The organism is Ensifer oleiphilus, from assembly GCF_013371465.1.
In the GTDB taxonomy this organism is placed as follows: Bacteria; Pseudomonadota; Alphaproteobacteria; order Rhizobiales; family Rhizobiaceae; genus Ensifer; species Ensifer oleiphilus.
On the sequence record NZ_JABWDU010000007.1, the window covers coordinates 133,468 to 153,702 of the forward strand.

Genomic DNA, 20,235 nt, shown 5'->3' on the forward strand with positions numbered 1-20,235 from the left:
CCATGCCCACCAATTCAGGACAAAGAACTACGAGCGGCCGCGGGCGGCTTTTCGACAGCGTGCTGGACACGATCGGCGACACGCCGGCAATCCGCGTCAACAATCTCGGGGCCGGCAAAGCGACGATCTATGTCAAGGCGGAGTTCTTCAATCCGGCTTCGTCTGTCAAGGACAGGCTCGCCATAGCGATAATCGAGGAAGCCGAGCGCAGCGGCAAGCTGAAGCCCGGTCAGACCGTGGTCGAGGCAACCAGCGGCAACACCGGCATCGGGCTTGCGATGGTCTGCGCGCAAAAGGGCTATCCGCTCGTCGTTACAATGGCCGATAGTTTCTCCGTCGAGCGCCGCCGGCTGATGCGCATCCTGGGCGCCAAGGTCGTGCTGACACCGCGCGCGGAAAAAGGCCTCGGCATGTATCGCAAGGCAGCCGAACTTGCCGAGAAAAACGGATGGTTCCTCGCCCGACAGTTCGAGACCACGGCCAACGCCGCGATCCATGAGGCGACGACCGGCCAGGAGATCGTCAACGACTTTGCCAACTCCCGTCTCGATTACTTCGTCACCGGCTACGGTACCGGCGGCACGCTCGTCGGCGTGTCCCGCGTACTGCGCCGCCAGCGGCCAGAGACGAAGATCGTCCTTGCCGAGCCCGCCAACGCGCAATTGCTCGGCAGCGGCCAAGTGCAGCAGCGCGGCACGGATGGTGCACCGGCCGCGAGCCATCCCGCCTTCGAGCCGCACCCGATCCAAGGCTGGACCCCAGATTTCATACCGGATGTCCTGCAGGAGGCGATCGACAACCGCTATTACGACGAACTCGTCCCGATTGCCGGTCCGAAGGCGATGGAATGGGCGAAGGCGCTTGCACAAAAGGAGGGCATCTTCACCGGCGTTTCGGGCGGCGCGACCTTCGGCGTCGCGCGCCAGATCGCGGAGCGCGCACCGGCGGGCTCGGTGATCCTCTGCATGTTGCCCGATACCGGCGAGCGTTACCTGTCGACGCCAATGTTCGAAACGATCCCTTCGGACATGGATGCCGAGGAGATGGAACTGTCGCGGTCCACGCCCGGCTTCCAGCTCGCAGCCGAGTAGAGAGAGGGAGAGAGAGATGGAAGCGCGATCGCCGCACCGGAGTGCGGAAACTCTCACGCAGCCGGAAGTCCTAGCCGGACCGGAAACCCTCGACCCGCCGGACTGGTCGTTTGTCGCCGCGCTCGCCCATCGGATCGTCGACGATGCCGTCGACCACGTCGGCCGCGTGCGTGAGCGTCCGGTTTGGCGGCCGATGCCGGAGACAGTGGACGCCCTGTTTCGGGCACCGGTTCCCGACCGGCCGACGCCAGTGGAGGACGTGTACAGGCTCGTCAAGGATGCGGTGCTTGCCTATCCGATGGGCAATATCCATCCGCGGTTCTGGTCCTGGTACATGGGTTCCGGCAACTTCACTGGTGCGCTCGGCGATTTTCTCGCCGCGATCCAAGGTTCCAATCTCGGGGGCGGCAGCCATGCCGCCGCCCTCGTTGACCAGCAGGTCGTGGGATGGCTCCGCGACATGATCGGCTTTCCCGAGACGGCGAGCGGTACGCTGGTGAGTGGTGGTTCGGTGGCCAACCTTATCGGGCTGACTGTTGCCCGGAACGTCAAGGCGGGGCTCGATCTGCGAGAGGAAGGAGTTGCAGCCCTCAATCAGCCCCTCCGCGTCTACGCCTCCGACCAGGTCCATTCCTGTCACCGCAAGGCGGTTGAGACGCTCGGCCTCGGCAACAGGGCGCTGCGACGGATCCGGACCGATTCCCGCTACCGGATCGACGTTGCAGCCCTTCGCGCCGCCATCGGCGAGGATCGCACGGCAGGAATGAGGCCCGCCTGCGTCATAGGCACTGCTGGCACGGTCAATTCCGGCGCAGTTGACGATCTCAGCGCATTGGCGGAGATCGCCGTCGAGGAAGACCTCTGGTTCCATGTGGACGGGTGCATCGGTGCGCTGATTTCGATCGCGCCGCAGAATGCCTGGCGCGTGAAAGGCATCGAGCGAGCGGATTCCGTCGCGCTTGACCCGCACAAGTGGCTGCATGCCCCGTTCGAAGTCGGTTGCGCACTCGTCCGCGACCGGACGAAGCACCGGGAGACCTTCGCTGTGTCGCCGGAGTTTTTGCAGGGCATGCCGCGCGGCATTGCTTCAGGTCAGTGGCTCCACGAATTCGGCTTTCAGACAAGTCGCGGCTTCGGGGCGCTCAAGGTCTGGATGGCTCTGATGGAGCACGGTGTTGCCAAGTTCGGCCGGCTCATCGACCAGAACATCGCACAGGCCGCTCTCCTCGCGAATCTCGTGCGCTCGCATCCGCCGCTGGAACTCATAGCGGAGCCTGAGATCAACATCGTATGCTTCCGCTATGTGCCTGAAGGTCTGAGCGAGGAGCGGCTAAAAGAGATCAACGTCGAGATCATGCTGCGCCTGCAGGAAACCGGTGTGGCAGCCCTTTCCGACACAACGATCCGTGGGAAGCATTGCCTGCGCGCGGCTATCTGCAACCATCGCACCCGCCCGGAAGACCTCACCTTGCTCATCTCGGAGGTGTTGCATCTCGGCAGGGAGGTTTCGCAGACATGATCGCTCGTTGCCAATACGCCGTTGGACTGATTGCTCAGGGTCTGCTTGCGCTGTGGCGCGAGCGAATTTACGTGAACGCAATCGGCCGGGGATGGCGCATTCGACACCCACGACCTGCCGTCGCTGAGAGAGAAAGCGGCGAACCTCTCTTAGCGATTCATTCTTCGCTCGTTCGGCGCAGAAAGCCATCAGGCAAGCTTCTTCGGGCGGCCCAGGGATCTCGCTTCAGACTGATTGCAGCTCAACATCAGTTGGTGCTTTACGGGCGTGGGGCCAGCACGACTACGCCTCCGTGATTTTTACGAATCCCTCTTGAACAAGCTGGATGGTTCGCGCCATGGCGTCCGTGTTGATTTTCACGTTCGGAAGAAGGTCCGCATTGCCCCAGCCGTTGGCCTCTGCGGTGGCCCCGCAGAGCTCTATCTTGACACCTCGCTTCACCAAATCGGCTATCAGGTTCTTGTTGGGATTTCCCGCTGCGATCTTCCGTGAGTGGTTGTACGCCTCGTCATGCAGCGTGAGGTGTCCCGCATTCGTGTGGAATACCACTATGACCTCGGAGTCAGCGCCCCAGTTCGCTATGTCGTTGGTAATGAGTTGAAGGTGGAAAATCGCGGCAGGCAGATCGCCTTCGAACTGAAGCGAGCCGATGCTGTGCACGGATTTTACAGACTTCAGTTCAACCGGGACATCGATAGTGATTGTGTGACTGGCGTCTGACATGGCGTGGTTCCCTTGTTGGCGGGGTAGGCGCGAGCGACTTACATTTCACACTGTGGAGAGATGCCCGCTCGAACAAAGCTACACATAGGTTCAGCCCCCACCAATCATGGGTTCATATTACCTGCTCGACTGCGGCAATCGGCGAACCAGTTCCTCTAGGCCGTCTGGGCCTCTGATTCCCCATTGCAGCAGAGCCGTCGGATCGATGTGCTTTCGGCTCATGGCCTCCGCGAACTCGCGCAGGTCCGTTCGGTTGAGTTCGGCGATGTGCGCCGCGTTCGTCTTCGTCACCTTGGTTCCGAGGGCCTGGAGGATAAAGCTTGCTCCACTGCTGTGCGCGAACGCCTCGCGAAGGCCGGCGAGGGACAGGCCCAGCTTGTTCGCCATCGCGAACACCTCGACCACATTGCGCAGGTTCGAGATCGTGAGAGCGTTGTTGCAGAGCTTCGCCATCTGTCCGGAACCTGCCGGGCCCATGGCTATAATGCTGGAGCTATGGCATCCCATGATGTCCCGGCTGTCCTCGAGTGCGCCAGGTTGGCCGCCGACGAAACAGGTAAGAGAGCGAGCTTCCGCACCCGGGCGCCCGCCGCTGACCGGCGCATCGAGAAACCGGACGCCCCACTCGGCCGCCAGTCTTTCGAATCCTTCCGATTCGATCGGATCACCGGTGGCATGGTTGATGATGATCCTATCTCTGCCGAGTTCGCGGAATATCCTGCGATCGGCGAACAGTTCGTGCAAATCTGCGTCGTTTCGAAGACACAGGCACAAGACGTCCACACTTGCCGCCAGGTCGGCCGGGCTGGATGCCCGTATGTGCGGGGCGTGTCCGAGGGCCTCGTATGAGGAGCCACGTCTTGCCCAGACACGAAGCTCGTACTTCTCGGCGATCGCGATTGCCATCGGCGCACCTTGATCACCCAGCCCGATAAAACCCACACGCGGGAGATCGCTCATTTGTGTTCTCCAACGAGATTGAGAGCCATCTCCCAAAGGCGATCGGCATTGGCACTATCAAGTGCGTACGATGCGACACCTTCGAGCTTGCGCTCCGGTCTTTGCGCAACCAAAGGGGCTTCCTGGCAGTTGTCGAAATACCGTCCGTTTATCCCCTCCACCAAAGGCGAGGCCGCCAGTAGTACCGACGTGGAAGCTCCTTGTTCCGGAGTCTTGCGAAGATGCTCGGGCGTTCTCAGCCCCCCGGTGTGGCGTTGGAGGTTGGTTGCGATGGCTCCGGGATTGAGTGCGTTCGAAACGATGCCGTCAGAAGCCCAGCGATCCCTGATGCCGATCGAGAGCAGGATGCAGGCAGTCTTGGATTGAGCGTATGCTAGCAGGGGATTGTAGGGTATGAACCGAAAATGGGGATCGTCCCAGAACACGGGTCCAAAGAGACTTCCTGTTGAACTGACCGAGACGACACGCGCGCCTTGAGCCTTCGCCAGGTGTTGACGCAGGCCAAGCGTCAGAGCGAAGTGACCGAGGAAGTTCGTCGCGAACTGCATCTCACAACCTTCGGCAGAGCGCTCCAACTCGGGCAACATCATGATTCCGGCATTGTTGACGAGAGCGTGGACAGGCTTGTCCCAGTCGGTGACGAAAGCACGGACAGACTTCAAGTCGGATAGATCGAGCGCACGCACTTCAATTTTCGGGTTGCCTGTTTCGGTTCTGAGCGCTTGGGCAACATCTTCTGCAGCACCTGGGCGGCGCGCAGCGATGGTGACCGATGCTCCTGCCGCGGCGAGGCTCTTCACTGTTTCGATACCGATGCCGCTGGCTCCGCCTGTAACGATCATCGTTTTGCCAGTTAAATCTATCCCAGAGAGCACTTCGGATGCCGTAGTTGAGAATCCAAAAGGAAGCTGGTCAGTCATTGCTTCGGCCTTTCACTGTTGTGGTTGCAACTCAGATAACCTTGGTGCATTGTTCTGTGTAGATGGACACGACTGAACAGTATGCTGAGATATTTCGAACAGTCGGCGCTTTGTCGCCGGCGGAGCTGGCGGCCTTTTTGGCCGTGGCTCAATTCGGCGGATTTCGTGCGGCCGCCCGTAGATGTGACCTCAGCCCATCCGCGCTAAGCCATAGCGTCGCGAGTTTAGAGAACCGCCTTAACGTTCAGCTCTTCCACCGCTCCACGCGTAATGTCTCTCTGACGGATGCCGGGCAGCGGTTTTTTGCCCGGCTGGGACCCGCGCTGGATGAGATCGCGAAGGCGGCCGACGAATTGAGCGACTTCAATGCCCGGCCGTCGGGGACCCTACGGATCAACGCCGATGCTACAGCTGCCGAACAGGTTCTCAGTCCGCTCGTGCTCAAATTCATGGCGTCGTTTCCCGACGTGCAGGTTGAGGTGGTGAGCGAGAGACGGCTGGTCGACATTGCCGAGCACGGTTTCGACTGCGGCATCCGCTCCAGTGAAATTGTTTCCGACGACATGATCGCCGTTCCCATTGGGCCGATGCAGCAGCATGTCGTTGTAGCCGCTCCCTCCTATCTCGCAGATGCGCCGGCTTTGCGCTCGCCGGCCAATCTGGTCGATCACCGATGCATTCAACTCCGGATGCCCAGCGGGAGTCTTTACCGCTGGGAATTCGAACGGCGGGGAGAAGCTCTTGCTACCGAGACGAGGGGTGGCCTGGTCCTCGATAATTCCCGCCTCATTCTAGCAGCCGCCATCGACGGCTACGGGCTAGCTTACTTGACCAAGTGGATGGCTGGTCCTGCCCTGGATGCCGGAATCCTTGAGCAGGTCCTGGAAGAATGGACGCCACCGTATCCCGGGCTATCGCTGTATTATCCTCGACATCGCCATTTGAGCGCTTCCATGCGCGCCTTCGTGTCGTTCCTTCGTGAACATGGCCTTCAATAGCCGCCAGCAAGACCGAGACCTGCGGCCTTTGGCACGGGTCTCGAATTCTTCACATGGACACGACAACCTTCCCGAACGGGCCGCGACGCAGATGAGCAATCGCCTCCGGGGTTTGTGCAAATGGATAGGTCCTGTCGATCACTGGTCGCAGGGAGAGCCGGTCGATTGCCGCGACCATGTCCTCCTGCGCCCGGCGATGTCCGACGCCGATGCCGACGATTTGTGCCCGCTTGTACAGGATTGGTCCGATCGGCGCACGGATTTCCGAGCTTCCTAGCAACCCGACCAGAGATATCCGCCCACCTAGAGCCAGCGCAACAACGGAGAGTCCAAGGTTCTCGCCGCCCGACATCTCCAGTACGTGATGTGCACCGAATCCATCGGTGAGTTGCAACACACGCTCGTGCCAGGCAGGATGGATTTGGCGATTTATGCCATCGGAAGCACCGACCGCACGCGCACGTTCGATCTTCTCGTCACTACTCGTCACAACGATAACGCGCGCGCCGTGCGCCGCGGCAAACTGTACGGCGAATAATGCGACACCTCCGGTACCCTGGACCACAACAGTCTGTCCGGCTCTTACGTGGCCAAGTTCAACCAACGCAAACCATGCCGTCAGTCCTGCGACGGGGAGGGTGCTTGCTTCGACATTCGTGAGGCTCTTCGGCGGAGCGACGAGGCGGTCTTCTGGCACGCAGATATATTCGGCGAGCCTTCCAAGAAGCGGGAAGCTATTGGTCTCGTATGGCGGAGCCGGACCATCGATCCAGTTCATGGTATCCGCCGAGATGACACGGTCTCCGATCGAGAAGCGTTTTGCATCCGGTCCCAGTCGGACAACCTCTCCCGACATGTCTGACCCCGGCACCAGGACGCCGTCTGGGCCAGAATCCATCGCTCCGTCGATCAAGGCGGCATCCCGATAGTTGAGAGACACCGCTTTCACCTTGACGAGAGCTTCCCTGGGTCCGGGCTCCGGAATCGGAACGTCACATAGTATGAGACCGCGTTCCTGCGGCCGATATTCCCAACGTTGCATCGCTTCACTCACCTGAGATCAAAAGGACCGGGCGGCCTAGAGTTTCGCCTGCTTCAAGTGCCCTTTGCGCTTCGCCGACGCCCGTGAAAGACACCACCCTGTCAATGCGTGCCCGCAAGCTGCCCCGATCAACGAGTTCGGCAATCTGTGAGAGTGCAGCGGTTTGGCGTAGGCGATGTGCATGATGGCGGCTGATCTGCGGCAGGCCTATGTTGACGAAGCTGATGTCCAGGTTCTTCCACTCGGCCGGGCCGTTTCCCTCGACGGGCCAATCCGACACAACAGTGTTAATCAGCCGTCCGTAAGGCGCCGTGTGGGCGAAGCTTGCCGCGAAGTTTCCGTGGCCCACGAAGTCGAATACGACGTTTGCACCGGGCTCGCCTCGCCAAGCGTGAAGGGCTTCCTCGACGCTCTCCTTCCGGTAGTTGATTGCGATATCGGCACCCAGCTCCCTCACAAATGCGGCCTTAGCCTCGTTGGAAACGGTGGTGGCGATCCTGGCTCCGAGAGAAGTCAGATACTGGATTGCGATATGCCCGAGGCCGCCAGCGCCACCGTGGACCAATACATGATCACCACGGGTAACCTTCGCCTTTTCGAAGACGGCCTCCCATGCGGTAAGGGCCACAACTGGCAGGGCGGCGGCTTCCACGAAGTCGAGTTTCTTCGGCTTTGCAGTGACGTAATCGGCACGGACGACCTTGTATTCTGCATAGCTTCCGGGGTTTCCGGCGTAGCCGCCGTCCACGTACCAGACCTCGTCGCCGACCCGGACGTTCACCACGTCTCGTCCGGCTTCGACCACAACGCCGACACCGTCGATGCCGAGGATTGTAGGGTCTTTCTGTGAACTCCCTTCGCCGTCGTAGACGGCTCCATTCTTCCTGTTCTGCCAGTCCGCCGGATTGATACCGGCCGCCTTCACTTTAATCAGAACATCAAGCTCGTCCCGTAGTCGGGGGCGGTCGACTTCCCGCACCTGAAGGACTTCAGGACCGCCAGGTCTGGTGACAACGAGTGCCTGCATTTTCTCAGACATCGCGCCGTTCCCCGTTGCCTGAGACGATGGCATCCAGAACGCGGTGCAGGTCCACAGCGTCTTCGAATGAAGGAGACAGCCTAGTGTGATTTCTCATGTCGGACGCGATGCGGGAATAGGCCAGACCGACGCTTTGACTGAAACCGTCCTCGAAGCCGCGGGTCTCGTAGAGTGGAGGCACGGGCAATTCCTGCATCGGCTCGCCCCCCCGCGCGCCCTTTACAGTGAAGCCGCCCAGCCCGACGTAACCGACGGGGCTCGTCAGGATGAGATCGCCCTTAGTCCCGTTGATCTCGATGTGAAAGTTCGTGGCGCGCGAGAGACCGCCGCGGAAGTGGGCGCTAAGGGCTGCGCCGTTCGTGAGCAAGCCAGCGACAATGATTTGATCTGGCGCTGTCAAAGGAACCTCTTTCCCTGTCTCCGCTATACGGGTCATCGCACGGCTGTTCGACAGCGCGCCACTGACGGACTTCAGTCTCGAACCGATGGCGTAGAGGGTCGCGTCAAGTGAGTGGGCGAACGGCACATGGAACATTGAAGCTCCGTTTGCCATATCCAGTGTGTACAGGTAGCTTTCGTTGATCTCCTCGCCCCAGATGATACCAGACCCGATGACGGAAACAGACAGGATATCGCCAACATAGCCGTCCTTGATCAGATCCTTCATGAAGTTGATGGCCGGGGCGGAGCGCGTTTGAAGGCCGATCGCCGTAAATGCATTCCTGCTCTTGGCCAGCGCTAGCATTTTTTCGGCGTCGCGCAGGTTCATCCCCAAAGGCCACTCCGAGAAAACGGCTTTACCTGCTTCCAGAGCCATCGTCACGAGTTCAAGGTGATGTGGAACCTTGACCGTCACGACGACCAGGTCAACGTTCGGATCCGTCACAAGCTCATGCGTCGTTCCATAGCTGCGATCCGCGCCAAACTTCTCGGCGGACGCGCGAGCTATTTCCGGTCTGTTGTGGCTTACGGCCGCGATCTGGAACTCAGGCAATGCTTTCAGCGCAGGGATATGTGCAGTGGTGGCCCAGCCCTTGTCCGGATGAACGCCGATGATGCCGACTTTAATAGGATTGGAGGTCATGCCGCATTCTCCTTCGGCTTGATTTCTAGGATTGTGCGGCGAAGCTCCAGGTGCCCTAGGCGCCACTGTCCGTCTTCGCGCAGCCATGTTTCATGATAGTGGCCGTACCCGTGCATCGAGGCGGGCCGGCTGTCATTGACATCGGGAAAAATCAGGTAGTCTTCCATGGACCAGATGGCATGGACTTCGGTCTCCGAGATGACATCGATCTCGTCATTGTGGACCTGATGGATTGTCCGTGCCCCAGCAAGGTAGCCCTTGGTGACGGCCAGGAATTCGTCGAGGGAGTCAAACTCGGCGACCACAACACCGTCCTCGCCGATAAAGCGGAGCGACGGATCGCGTGCGAACATCGCAGCGAATTCCGACCAGTTCTGGGTATCCACGTATCGGCAGTAGCGAGCTTTCAACGTGCGTATTGTTTCGACCACGGCGTGATGGTTTTGCAATTGGAATCTCCTTTTCGAGCCTCCATATAGCGATGACACGCAAGAGCCTTCAGTCTCGATCGTCCCAAGTTTTGGCTTGATCGTCCATAATGGGAACATTTAGTTGGATCCTTTGACCGACATCTTCTCTTCGATGCGAATTAGGAAAGCGAAGTTCACGACGCTGGACGCGACCGCGCCATGGGGCGTGGTGTCGATCGGCGATCCGGCAATCAAATTTGTCCTCGTGGTCCGCGGATCAGGAGTCCTCACCACAAGGGAAAATCCCCATACGGTGTCGTTGCGCGCAGGTGACGTCTTCATCATGTTCGGGAACGAGCCTTACCAGGTTTACGATCACGCGGACTCGCGCACGACGGACTGTCTTGATGTCGAGACCCTTCGTGTGGGCAACAGGATTCAGTTTGGTGGAGGCGGGGCGACGACCACGTTCATAAGCGGCTTCTTCGAGATTGACAGACTTGACACCCGGCCCTTGCTCAATGTGCTGCCTAAATTGCTTCACCTCAAATCGGAGCAGAGCCGGAGCCGGCAATTCCAGTCCGTGCTTGAGTTGCTCGCGGCTGAAGCAGATGCTCCGGGGCTCGGTTCGGATGCCGTGGTGCGTCGCCTGTTCGAATTGCTTTTCGTGCATGCGATCCGTGCTTTCGCGCAGCAAGGATTAGCGCCAAAGACGGGATGGCTGGCGGCAGTCTCCGACAGGAATCTGGTCTTGGCGGTCGATGCCATGCACTCAGAGCTCCAAATGCCGTGGACGGTGGATCAACTTGCAAAGAAGGCTGGTATGTCGCGCTCAGCGTTTGCCGCCCGCTTCAAGGATGTCGTCGGACAAGCTCCGCTGGAATATCTGACAGAATGGCGGATCTACCAGGCAGCCAGACTGATTGAAAGCAATGCAGGCAAGCTCTCCATGATATCGCGAAGCGTGGGGTATCGGTCGGAGGCAGCTTTCACCAAGGCCTTCAGGAGGGTAATGGGAAGCGCGCCCAGCCAATACAGAAAGAACCTTTCAGAGGCAAAGGAAGGCCAGGCGACCCCGATCATCGCGGAAATGCAAGAAGCCGCGTAATCGCCTGGAGAAGCACCTTGCTGTTCAGTGGTTTTCGCATGAAGACCCTGCGCTCATCTGCTCCTGCGAAACCACGATCCTCGATGTCGCTGCGACCTGTCATCAGTATCATCGGCATTTCCGGTTCCCGGCCTCTGACCGCCTGTTCCAACTCGAATCCGTCCGTCGAGCCCATGCTGATGTCAGTGATAACACAGTCATACGCGGAGAGGTCTCCACTGGAGAGAAACGCCTTCGGCGACCTATAAGTACGGGCCAGGTAACCTACGGACTCGAGAAGCTCACGCAGCCCGTCAAGAACACGCTTGTCATCATCTACAATTGCAAGGGTATGACCCGCCCGCGCGACCATTCGTCAGTTTCCATGTCGGGAGTGGGTGATCGGTATGCTTAGTTTAGAGGCGATCCGCACTAGGTCGGGAAGAGAGTCAGCATGCATCTTGCGCATCATGTTGCCTCGATGGATCTGGAAGGTGATCTCGCTTATTCCAAGCTCCGCTGCACCTTGTTTGTTCATTAGCCCACTTACAACGAGTGGAAGGACATCGCGTTCCCTGGCGGAAAGGCATTCCAGTCTGGATTGTAACTCACTAAGGGCAGCTCGATCGAATCTCGCCTCGCGGTCCCGCGCGAGTGCCAATTCGATCGCAGCGCGCAGCTCGCTTTCCCTGAACGGCTTCGGAAGGAAATCAACTGCGCCCAGCTTCATCGCGCGGACAGTCATTGGTATGTCGCCGTGCCCTGTTATGAAAATGATAGGGGGATGCGGGTCATCCGCCAGCCGAGCCTGGAGTTCGAAACCGTCGATATCAGGCAGTCTTATGTCGAGTACGAGACACGAAGGACTCTGGGGCCTTGGTGCATCCAGATATTCCTGCGCGGTTGCGAACGTCGCAACTTGGATCTGCCACGATTCCAGGAGCTCGGAAAGCCCGTCTCGGACGCGCTTGTCGTCGTCTACTACGTAGACCGCGTTCTCCTCGCTGTGCATCGGGTTATCCTCCGGACAAAGGAAGTGCAAAGCTGAATACAGTGCCGCTGGGCTCTGCGGGCGAAGCCCACAGTTTTCCGGCGTGTGCGCCGACGATGCTTCGGCAGATCGACAACCCGATCCCCATGCCGTTATGCTTCGTGGTGTAGAATGGCTCGAATATCTTCTCGTTGTCATGTAGTCCGACACCGCTGTCGCGCACATCCACGAGGATTTTCCCGTCATCGAACCGCGACCTGATTTCCAGCAGTCGAATTGCTCCATTCAAGGTCGCCATTGCGTCCATCGCGTTTTGAATGAGGTTTACAAGTACTTGGAGGATGAGAGCCCTGTCGAAGTTTGCGATCGGCAGGTCCGGCTCCAGGTGAGTTCGCAGGTCGCACTTCGAACCCGAAATCCTTTCGCGCAGCAATGTGCAGGCTTCCTCGATGACATCATTGATGTTCCCCGGGCTTTTCGCTCCGCCCGATTGCCTGAAGAGAGCCTTTATCCGGCTGATCACTTCGGCCGCGTCGTTCGCGGCATCTGCAGCCTTCCTGGCACTGGTCTTCGCCCGTTCGATGTTTGGAGGCATCGCCCCTAGCCAGCTTTCGGTTGCACTGCTGTTGGTGACGACAGCCACCAAAGGTTGGTTTAGCTCGTGGGCAATCGAGGCAGACAATTCAGATAGACTGGCGGCACGTGTCGCGAGTTCGAGTTGATGCTGGGCCCTCTGAAGCTGCGTCTGCGCCTGCCTTTCCTCCTCGACGTCGACAATGACACCGTACCACTGAAAGAGCCGGCTTTGGCAGTCGCGCAGGACACGAGCCCTGCAGTCGACAAGATGATAACAGCCGTCTGCCAAACGATGGCGGTATTTCAGTGCAATGGGCTGGCCCGACTTGAAGGATTGCTCAAAGCGATGCCGCAACAAAGGCGCGTCCGCAGGGTGGACGAGGCTGCCTATCATCGGCGCGAAACCCGAGCCGTTTGCCCCACGAAGCTCCTCGAGCGTGACGCCGGAATATTCCATCAAGGGCTTGTTGAAATAGGTAGGCTGCCCATCGGGGCTGGCGCACCACACAAAGGCGGGAAGGGTGTCGAGCATCATTGTAAGCCGTTCTGCGTTCGCCCGGAGTTCCTCCTGCGTCCGATGAAGCTCCTCTATATCGACGTTGGTCCCATACCACTCGATGATGTCACCGTCCTCGCTGAGCAGCGGAGAGGCGTCGATCCTGTTCCAACGGTAGGTACCGTCGTTATATCGCAATCGGCAGACCAGTGAGAGCGATGACTTTCGTTCGACGCAGGCCGCCCACGCCGACTGAAAACCTTCAATATCGTCCGGATGAACGACACCGAAATTGTTCGATCTTATCTCTTCGAATGTCGCTCCGAGGTATTCTAGGGTCTTGGGGTTCTGGTAGATCGGCACGCCCGCCGGGGAGGCACACCATATCATCACCGGCATCGTATCGATCAGTGTTTGAAGCTGCCTTTCGCTTTCCTCCAGCCGTTGCTCAGCGCGCTTCCTCTCATCGATGTCGATTGTTGTTCCGAACCAGCCGAGAATGTTGCCCTGCTCATCAAAATGGGGGCGGCCGTATGCGTGAAACCAGCGATACTCGCCATTTGACCGCCTTATGCGATGAATTGACTCGAAGGAGGATCCAGCCCGCATGCTCGTGAGCCAAGCCGCCGTTACGCGTTCGGCCTCGTCCGGGTGAACGGCCTCCAGCCCCGTTCGCCCTGTGGCGTTGAACTCGTCGGTCCGCTTGCCGACGTACTCGACCACGCTCGGGTTCACGTAAACGAAGTTTCCCTTGGCATCGGTAGCCCAACCTAGCCCCGGCATGCTTTCAACGATCAGTTTAGCGTCGTTGAGGTGTTGGTCGGCATCAGCACGCGCTCGCCATACGTTTACAAGCCAGAATGCGCCCAGTGCGCACAATAGAAATGCCGCCGATCGGGTTATGGAGGCGAACCCATCGGACGACAGGAATACGACCAGAGCACCGATGACAATCACGACCAACGCAATTGCCGCAGCGACCTGTCTGCGTTTGAAAAGCATGGGTGCCGCAAGGGCCAGGAAGAACGCACCGTACGGCTCCTGCTCCACTATCCCCAGAGCAGTTCCGGCGCATCCCATAGCAAGCGCAGGTGCGTATTTCCATATTTGATGCACCCTCACGACATTCTCCCAGGCTGCACCATTGGAGTTCGGCGGAACTATACTTCGATCAATGAGATCAGGCTAGTTGCGCTTCCACGACTAACGGAAACATATGATTGGCCGAGTAGGGCCTCCTGTCTAACATTGAAGGCACCGAAAGCGATCAACGCACGGGATTGAAATCCCGTCGAAGTCGCTGTTCCAGCCGTCGTCCAAGCGGCCCACCGAAGGATGTAGGTCATGGCAGAACGAAAATCAGGCCTTCCTCCAATCTCACGTCGCGCCGTGTTGGGTAGCGCCGCGGGAGCCGTCGGATGCTCCCTCCTAGGGTTCCCAACAATTGCTCCGGTATCGACCGCGAGTGGACAGACACAGCAACGATCAGCCGAGGAAAAGACAATGGGCACGATTACGACCAAGGATGGAACGCAGCTTTTCTACAAGGACTGGGGAAAGGGTCAGCCTATCGTCTTCCATCACGGCTGGCCGCTCAGCGCCGATGACTGGGACAATCAGATGCTCTTCTTCCTCAGCAAGGGCTACCGGGTAATCGCTCACGACAGACGCGGCCATGGCCGATCGACGCAGACCGCGACCGGCAACGATATGGATACCTACGCATCCGACGTCGCCGAGCTTGCGAAGGCGCTCGACCTGCGTGACGCAATCCATGTGGGGCATTCAACGGGAGGCGGCGAAGTCACCCGATATGTCGCGCAACATGGGAAAGGCCGAGTGGCCAAGGCAGTCATAATCTCGGCCATCCCACCCGTAATGTTGAAATCCGACAGCAATCCCGGAGGTCTGCCCATTGCTGTGTTCGATGACCTCCGCGCACAGCTAGCTGCGAACCGCGCCCAATTCTATCTCGATGTCCCAACCGGTCCGTTTTACGGGTTCAATCGCAAGGACGCCAAGGTCTCGCCCGGACTCATTCAGAACTGGTGGAGGCAGGGAATGATCGGGGGAGCGATAGCGCATTACGAATGCATCAAGGTCTTCTCCGAGACCGACTTTACGGAAGACCTGAAGAAGATTGACGTTCCTGTTCTGGTGATGCATGGGGACGATGACCAAATTGTTCCGATTGCCGACGCCGCCCTCCTGTCGATCAAGCTGCTCAAGCATGGCACGCTCAAGGTCTACAAGGGGCTACCACACGGCATGTGCAGCACGCACCCCGAGATCATCAACCCCGATCTTCTGGCTTTCTTCCAGGCATGATCGCCTGGCGGCAACGCGGCTTTAGGTGACCTGAACTCCCAAGCTCCCTGGAGCCGCTCCGCCATTCCTGAAAGGAGTTGGCATGACCCAAGAACTCACGCTCTCCCGCCGCGGCTTTTGCCTATGCTGCATGGCCGCCTCAACTTTCGCTGCCACAGGAGGCTGGCTCAGTCCGCGCCAGGTCTTCGCGAAGACCCAGGGTATCGTCGACATGATTCGGGACGCGGCGGCAAAAACGCCCATCAACGTTCACAAGACGCGGGCGGGTGTCTCGATCCTGGAGGGGTCCGGTGGCAACATTGCCGTTCTCACAGGCGCAGACGGAAAAGTCCTCATCGACGGAGGCATCACCGCATCTCGGCCTCGGTTGCTGGAGGCGTTGGCCGGGCTCGGCAAGGAGCCGATCCGGCATCTCATCAATACCCACTGGCATTTCGATCATACCGACGGAAATGAGTGGCTGAACGCTGAAGGGGCGGCGATCCTGGCGCACGAAAACACCAGAAAACATCTGATGGAGGTGGTAAAGGTAGAGGACTGGGATTTCGAGTTTCCTCGGCCGCCGCTGGCCGCCGTTCCTTCCGAAACCGTCGGCGATGAGATGTCTCTCAAACTCGACAAGTCGACCTTGATGCTGAAGCATCATCCAAACGCGCATACGGACGGTGATATTTCCGTAAGCTTTGGGGAGGCGAACATTGTCCACACCGGAGACCTCTACTGGAACGGCATTTACCCGTTCATAGATTATTCGACCGGAGGAGGCATCGACGGCACGATCAAGGCGGTCGAAGACATTCTCTCCAAAGTCACCGCGGAGACAATTGTTATCCCGGGGCACGGTCACCCCCTGAGCAAGAAGTCCGAACTCGACGATTATAGGACGATGCTCGTTGATATCCGCGGGAACGTTGCCAAGCTTAAGACGGAGGGAAAGCCGATCGACGAAGTCATCGCGGCGAAACCGACCGCAGCGTTCGACGCCAAATGGGGGCAGTTCGTCATCAGCCCCGAGTTCTTCACCCGTCTTGTCTATCTCGGCGTCGCTGAAACGTGAGGGTGAACCAATGTCAATGATCGACTGGAATGCCTACCATGAACAAGTGCTTGCGGGGGTAGGTGAACTGGCAACGCTTAGTCCGGATGTCATCCGCGGCTACCAGGCAATCGGCGGAGCCGCACGGAAGACAAATCTGCTCGGCGCTAAGGTCAACGAATTGATCGCCCTTGCCGCGGCGGTATCCCTTCGCTGCGACGGCTGCATCGTTGTCCACTCTGACGCAGCGCTCAAAGCCGGGGCAACACGAGAGGAAATCGCCGAGGCGCTCGGGACGGCGATTGGCGTCAACGCTGGTGCAGGACTCGTTTACTCGACACGCGTGATGGATGCTGTCAAATCAAAGGGTTCATGAGCCCGGGAGGTACACAATCCACGCTCAAACACTCCTAATCTACCTTGAGGCCATCGTGAGCGACGAAAACCTGCCTCGATGTGAATTGCAGAACTCGGCTAAGCTGGCAGAACCATATCAGAGTTAAGAACAGCATCGGAACCCGATGGGATCGGGAATACGAGAGCCTTCAATCCACGTGCCCGGATTTCCGGCCCTTTGCGAGATTCTTCGGCCGTTTGCAGCTAAAGGCGATGGGTTCCTAAGCCTGTTTGGGCGTAGTACGAATCCTGCTTGAATCGGACATCATCGCATTCTGTCTGCGGGCACAGAGCGCCTGAGCCACGTGAGCACGAGCGCTCTGAGTGTCATCATCTTGAAATCTCCGCGAGAAGCGCTTCGATATCATCGACAAGATCCTGATGATCTTCAAGCCCAACACTTATGCGCAGGACGAGATCGTCCGCCTCCCACCTGCGCACCGTGCGGTAGGCCTTGACGGGCATAGGCGCAATGAGACTGCGTGTTCCTCCCCAAGATGCGCCTATCGCAAAGGTCTTGAGCACATTGAGACAAGGCAAGACACGATCGGACAGGCCTCTTTTGAAAACGACGCCAAAGACACCTGATGCCCCAAGAAAGTCCCTCTTCCAGATGAAATGGCCAGGATCGGTCGGCAATGCTGGATGGATAACACGTTCCACGATATCCGTTGCCTGTATCCTTTCGATCAACTGCAGGGCACCCAGACTCGCATGCCCCATACGGACGCCCAGCGTTTCGAAGCCTCTCAGGACCATCGAGGCGTCGTCCGGAGACACGGAGATACCCATCCGTCCGAGCGTAGATCGTATGGGAGCGGTTAGTTGTTCATCACGGACCGTCAACGATCCAAGCAGTACGTCCGAATGCCCTGCTATGTATTTGGTCAGCCCCTCCGTGACGATATCCGCTCCAAGTGTCAGGGGCTTGTAGTTCAGCGGTGTCGCCCAGGTGTTGTCGCAGCCAACAAGTGCTCCATGCCGATGGGCAATGTCCGTGATGACGGGCAAGTCCTGAACTTCCATCGTCGTGGAACCTGGAGATTCGCACCAGACCATCTTGGTGTTGCCGTTGATTCTGGCCTCGAGATCAGATGGATCGACGGGATCGTAGTAGGCAACCTCGACGCCGAAGCGCACGAGTTCCGTATTGGCGAAATCGCGCACCGGGGGATAGACGGAATCTGCTATGAGGATCCTGTCACCCGCCTTGAGAAACGGAAGCATCGCAATCGCGTTGGCCGCCTGGCCCGAGGGCGTCAGGAATGTTCTGGCACCTTTCTCGAGAGCGGTCAGTTTGGCCTCGAGTGTTCTGGTGGTCGGCGTCCCGTAAAGACCGTAGCTGTAACCGTCAGGTCCGAGTTTTCCGCGGTCGGCGTAGTCCTCGGCCGTCTGGAAGACAATTGTTGACGCACGGTGCACTCCAACCCCGAGTGGTGCGAAGCCTTCGGTCTTTACGCGAGGTGTCACGACACAGTGCGTGAGGTCCTTCATTCTATTTCCTTTTCACGGGGCAAATCAGCAGTGTTCACCATATTCTGGCCCCTGCGTGTGCATGGTTCGGTACGAACGTTAATCGACCGAAAATTCCAGGCCGCTTATATCAATGGAAATCATCAAGCGAGACAAATCCGGTGTTAGGTCTGCCCGGCGAGGGTACCCGCGTAACTTGGTTGGCATATTGACCCCATGACAATCTTCGTAGTGAGAAAGCAATTCGGTGATCGTTATGCCAGCGTCGCCATCAACGTGGTAGTCATGCCTCCGCAGAAGGAAGTTGGCATCGAAGAAGTAGTCATGGATCCGGGCGGCGGTGGCAAGGTCGGGCGGCAACTCGGCCCTGAGAACACGCCATTGGTTTCCACCTTCGTTCCAGGGGACGAGTTCGCATAGCTCGACACCTTCCAGTATCAAGTGGAAGGGCGCGGTTAAGAACGATCGAACGGTGGAGCAAGCCAGTAAGACTCCAACTAATGGATCGACCGGCAGCTTGAAGTCGTATTGCAATTGCGCGGAACGCACGTCCTCGACCCCAGTAACAAGCGACCCGTCGCTACCGAGGATGGATAAACGGTTGCGCTCGAGGTCGCTTCGGCAATCGACGCAACCAAGGGGCTCGATAACCACTCGTTGAAGATGCTGGAAGACGGTTATCTGCCGGGGTGTCAGATCGCCGAACTTCGCACATAAATCGCCGTCCAGTGATGCCGTTGCCTTCGCAACGTTGTGCACGCCCCAGCTTGCCAGGCCGCCATGAGCAGCGATGGCCTTGTCGAGCAGCTTGTTCAAACGTTTGCTCCCGATAACCAAGTAGCCACGACTGGCTCGATCATGCCTGATCAGCCCTTCCTATAAGGTACACTTCTGCGGAAAATCGGAAATCATATCTTCCATTAGGGCGGGAGCTCTAACCCGAACTTGCAACCGCCGGGGCTCGGCTGCCACAGCGCCGAAAGCGCGCGTCTAAAGGTATATATGATTTCCGCCACCATGAAGTTGGCGCACAGTCGTCCCCAACGAACGCTTAGGAGACGCAAGATGCCGACAATGCGAGCAGCGGTGGTCGAAGCCGCGAATGGACCTTTCCGGGTTTCCGAATTGGAGCATCCCGTGCCCAAGTCTGGCGAAGTGTTGGTTCGTATCAGGGCTAGCGGTGTGAACCCGCTGGACACGAAAATCCGCGCGGGTGCCGCGGCGCATGCCCGACATGGATTGCCTGCCATACTTGGAATCGATCTTGCCGGGGTCGTGGAGCAGGTTGGTGAGGGTGTGACGAGGTTTTCTCGAGGTGATGAGGTCTATGGGATGGCCGGAGGTGTGGGCGGCAATCAAGGATCGCTTGCGGAGTATGCGGCGGTTGACGAGCGCCTTCTGGCAATCAAACCGTCGAACGTCTCGATGCGCGAAGCCGCGGCACTGCCACTGATCTTCATCACCGCATGGGAGGGGCTCGTCGACCGAGTGAACGTTCAGGCCGGACAATCAGTTCTCGTAATTGGCGCCGGCGGTGGCGTTGGGCATATCGCTGTCCAGATCGCGTTGGCGTTGGGAGCTGACGTCTGCGCCGTCGATTCCGCGAGCAAGGCAGACTATCTGCGCAGTCTGGGCGCAACACCGATCGACTATTCGTCCGAGGACGTGGAGGCCTATGTTGCAAAGCACTCCGGCGGCAAAGGATTCGACGTCGTCTACGACACTGTCGGTGGTGCAGGATTGGACACCGCATTCAAGGCCGTCGCTCGATTCGGACACGTGGTGAGTTGCCTCGGCTGGGGAACTCATGCCTTGGCTCCCCTCTCGTTCAAGTCTGCTACCTACTCTGGTGTTTTCACTCTGATCCCACTTCTGACCGGTGAGGGGCGTGAGCACCATGGCGATATCATGCGGGAGGCTACGAAACTGGTGGAGGCAGGGAAGGTGTCGCCGCGCCTCGATCCGAGGAGATTCACGCTCGAGACCGCTGCAAGCGCTCACGAGCTAATCGAGACCCGAAAGGCCAACGGCAAGCTCGTTGTCGAGCTTGATTGATTGCGATCGGC

The 20,235-nt window shown here is 58.7% G+C and carries 20 protein-coding genes; 8 read left to right on the top strand and 12 right to left on the bottom strand.

The window, feature by feature from the left end:
• Positions 1-2: 2 nt before the first annotated feature.
• Positions 3-1,091, top strand: a complete 1,089-nt coding sequence (locus tag HT585_RS23660; protein ID WP_176355250.1) for a PLP-dependent cysteine synthase family protein — start codon at positions 3-5, stop codon at positions 1,089-1,091.
• Between the two features lie 16 nt (positions 1,092-1,107).
• Positions 1,108-2,610, top strand: coding sequence for a pyridoxal phosphate-dependent decarboxylase family protein (locus HT585_RS23665; RefSeq protein WP_246707878.1), 1,503 nt, complete (start codon positions 1,108-1,110; stop codon positions 2,608-2,610).
• A gap of 282 nt (positions 2,611-2,892) precedes the next feature.
• Here HT585_RS23665 and HT585_RS23670 read toward each other — a convergent pair whose 3' ends face one another.
• The 3 genes from HT585_RS23670 to HT585_RS23680 all read right to left on the bottom strand — a co-directional run bounded on the left by HT585_RS23670 (position 2,893) and on the right by HT585_RS23680 (position 5,213).
• Complete coding sequence (locus HT585_RS23670) at positions 2,893-3,333, bottom strand: DsrE family protein (RefSeq protein WP_176355252.1); 441 nt, start codon at positions 3,331-3,333, stop codon at positions 2,893-2,895.
• 117 nt (positions 3,334-3,450) lie between these two features.
• The gene (locus tag HT585_RS23675) at positions 3,451-4,293 is read right to left on the bottom strand and encodes an NAD(P)-dependent oxidoreductase (protein ID WP_176355253.1); all 843 of its coding nucleotides are present in this window, start codon (positions 4,291-4,293) and stop codon (positions 3,451-3,453) included.
• A complete protein-coding gene (locus HT585_RS23680) occupies positions 4,290-5,213 on the bottom strand; it encodes an SDR family NAD(P)-dependent oxidoreductase (protein WP_176355254.1) in 924 nt (307 codons plus the stop codon). The genes HT585_RS23675 and HT585_RS23680 overlap by 4 nt, the downstream gene beginning before the upstream one ends.
• Positions 5,214-5,275: 62 nt before the next feature.
• Here HT585_RS23680 and HT585_RS23685 point away from each other — a divergent pair, with 62 nt between their 5' ends.
• Positions 5,276-6,211: a LysR family transcriptional regulator gene (locus tag HT585_RS23685; RefSeq protein ID WP_176355255.1), complete on the top strand. Its 936-nt coding sequence runs from the start codon at positions 5,276-5,278 to the stop codon at positions 6,209-6,211.
• Positions 6,212-6,260: 49 nt separating this feature from the next.
• Here HT585_RS23685 and HT585_RS23690 read toward each other — a convergent pair whose 3' ends face one another.
• From HT585_RS23690 to HT585_RS23705, 4 genes are read right to left on the bottom strand one after another with little or no spacing between them, the layout of a single operon-like run.
• Positions 6,261-7,253: a zinc-dependent alcohol dehydrogenase family protein gene (locus tag HT585_RS23690; protein WP_176355256.1), complete on the bottom strand. Its 993-nt coding sequence runs from the start codon at positions 7,251-7,253 to the stop codon at positions 6,261-6,263.
• 4 nt (positions 7,254-7,257) lie between these two features.
• Positions 7,258-8,292, bottom strand: a complete 1,035-nt coding sequence (locus tag HT585_RS23695) for a quinone oxidoreductase family protein (RefSeq protein WP_176355257.1) — start codon at positions 8,290-8,292, stop codon at positions 7,258-7,260.
• Positions 8,285-9,376 (bottom strand): Gfo/Idh/MocA family oxidoreductase, encoded by a 1,092-nt coding sequence (locus HT585_RS23700; RefSeq protein ID WP_176355258.1) that lies wholly within the window; start codon positions 9,374-9,376, stop codon positions 8,285-8,287. Before HT585_RS23700 ends, HT585_RS23695 begins: the two co-directional genes overlap by 8 nt.
• A complete protein-coding gene (locus HT585_RS23705; protein WP_112773104.1) occupies positions 9,373-9,825 on the bottom strand; it encodes a nuclear transport factor 2 family protein in 453 nt (150 codons plus the stop codon). The genes HT585_RS23700 and HT585_RS23705 overlap by 4 nt, the downstream gene beginning before the upstream one ends.
• 103 nt (positions 9,826-9,928) lie before the next feature.
• Between HT585_RS23705 and HT585_RS23710 the strand changes: the two genes are divergently transcribed.
• Complete coding sequence (locus HT585_RS23710; RefSeq protein WP_176355259.1) at positions 9,929-10,894, top strand: AraC family transcriptional regulator; 966 nt, start codon at positions 9,929-9,931, stop codon at positions 10,892-10,894.
• On the opposite strand, the gene HT585_RS23715 is transcribed toward HT585_RS23710, so the two are convergent.
• Genes HT585_RS23715 through HT585_RS23725 form a run of 3 tightly spaced genes read right to left on the bottom strand, consistent with a single transcriptional unit; the run spans position 10,866 to position 13,938 of the window.
• Entirely contained in the window at positions 10,866-11,246 is a 381-nt protein-coding gene (locus HT585_RS23715; RefSeq protein WP_176355260.1) for a response regulator transcription factor, read from the bottom strand. The two genes, HT585_RS23710 and HT585_RS23715, sit on opposite strands and share 29 nt — an antisense overlap.
• 3 nt (positions 11,247-11,249) lie before the next feature.
• On the bottom strand, positions 11,250-11,885 hold the full coding sequence (locus tag HT585_RS23720; protein ID WP_176355261.1) for a response regulator transcription factor: 636 nt from the start codon (positions 11,883-11,885) through the stop codon (positions 11,250-11,252).
• Positions 11,886-11,889: 4 nt separating this feature from the next.
• A complete protein-coding gene (locus tag HT585_RS23725) occupies positions 11,890-13,938 on the bottom strand; it encodes a PAS domain-containing sensor histidine kinase (RefSeq protein ID WP_176355437.1) in 2,049 nt (682 codons plus the stop codon).
• 501 nt (positions 13,939-14,439) lie between these two features.
• On the opposite strand from HT585_RS23725, the gene HT585_RS23730 reads away from it, so the two are divergent.
• From HT585_RS23730 to HT585_RS23740, 3 genes are all read left to right on the top strand, one after another.
• On the top strand, positions 14,440-15,264 hold the full coding sequence (locus HT585_RS23730) for an alpha/beta fold hydrolase (RefSeq protein ID WP_176355262.1): 825 nt from the start codon (positions 14,440-14,442) through the stop codon (positions 15,262-15,264).
• A gap of 82 nt (positions 15,265-15,346) precedes the next feature.
• Positions 15,347-16,321, top strand: a complete 975-nt coding sequence (locus tag HT585_RS23735; protein WP_425513779.1) for an MBL fold metallo-hydrolase — start codon at positions 15,347-15,349, stop codon at positions 16,319-16,321.
• A gap of 10 nt (positions 16,322-16,331) precedes the next feature.
• Entirely contained in the window at positions 16,332-16,676 is a 345-nt protein-coding gene (locus tag HT585_RS23740) for a carboxymuconolactone decarboxylase family protein (protein WP_176355263.1), read from the top strand.
• A gap of 350 nt (positions 16,677-17,026) precedes the next feature.
• Here HT585_RS23740 and HT585_RS23745 read toward each other — a convergent pair whose 3' ends face one another.
• Together HT585_RS23745 and HT585_RS23750 are read right to left on the bottom strand one after the other, a co-directional pair.
• Positions 17,027-18,190: a trans-sulfuration enzyme family protein gene (locus HT585_RS23745; protein WP_112773110.1), complete on the bottom strand. Its 1,164-nt coding sequence runs from the start codon at positions 18,188-18,190 to the stop codon at positions 17,027-17,029.
• A gap of 78 nt (positions 18,191-18,268) precedes the next feature.
• Complete coding sequence (locus tag HT585_RS23750; RefSeq protein WP_112773111.1) at positions 18,269-18,985, bottom strand: hypothetical protein; 717 nt, start codon at positions 18,983-18,985, stop codon at positions 18,269-18,271.
• A 249-nt stretch (positions 18,986-19,234) separates the two neighbouring features.
• Here HT585_RS23750 and HT585_RS23755 point away from each other — a divergent pair, with 249 nt between their 5' ends.
• The gene (locus HT585_RS23755) at positions 19,235-20,224 is read left to right on the top strand and encodes a zinc-dependent alcohol dehydrogenase family protein (protein ID WP_176355264.1); all 990 of its coding nucleotides are present in this window, start codon (positions 19,235-19,237) and stop codon (positions 20,222-20,224) included.
• Positions 20,225-20,235: the final 11 nt, after the last annotated feature.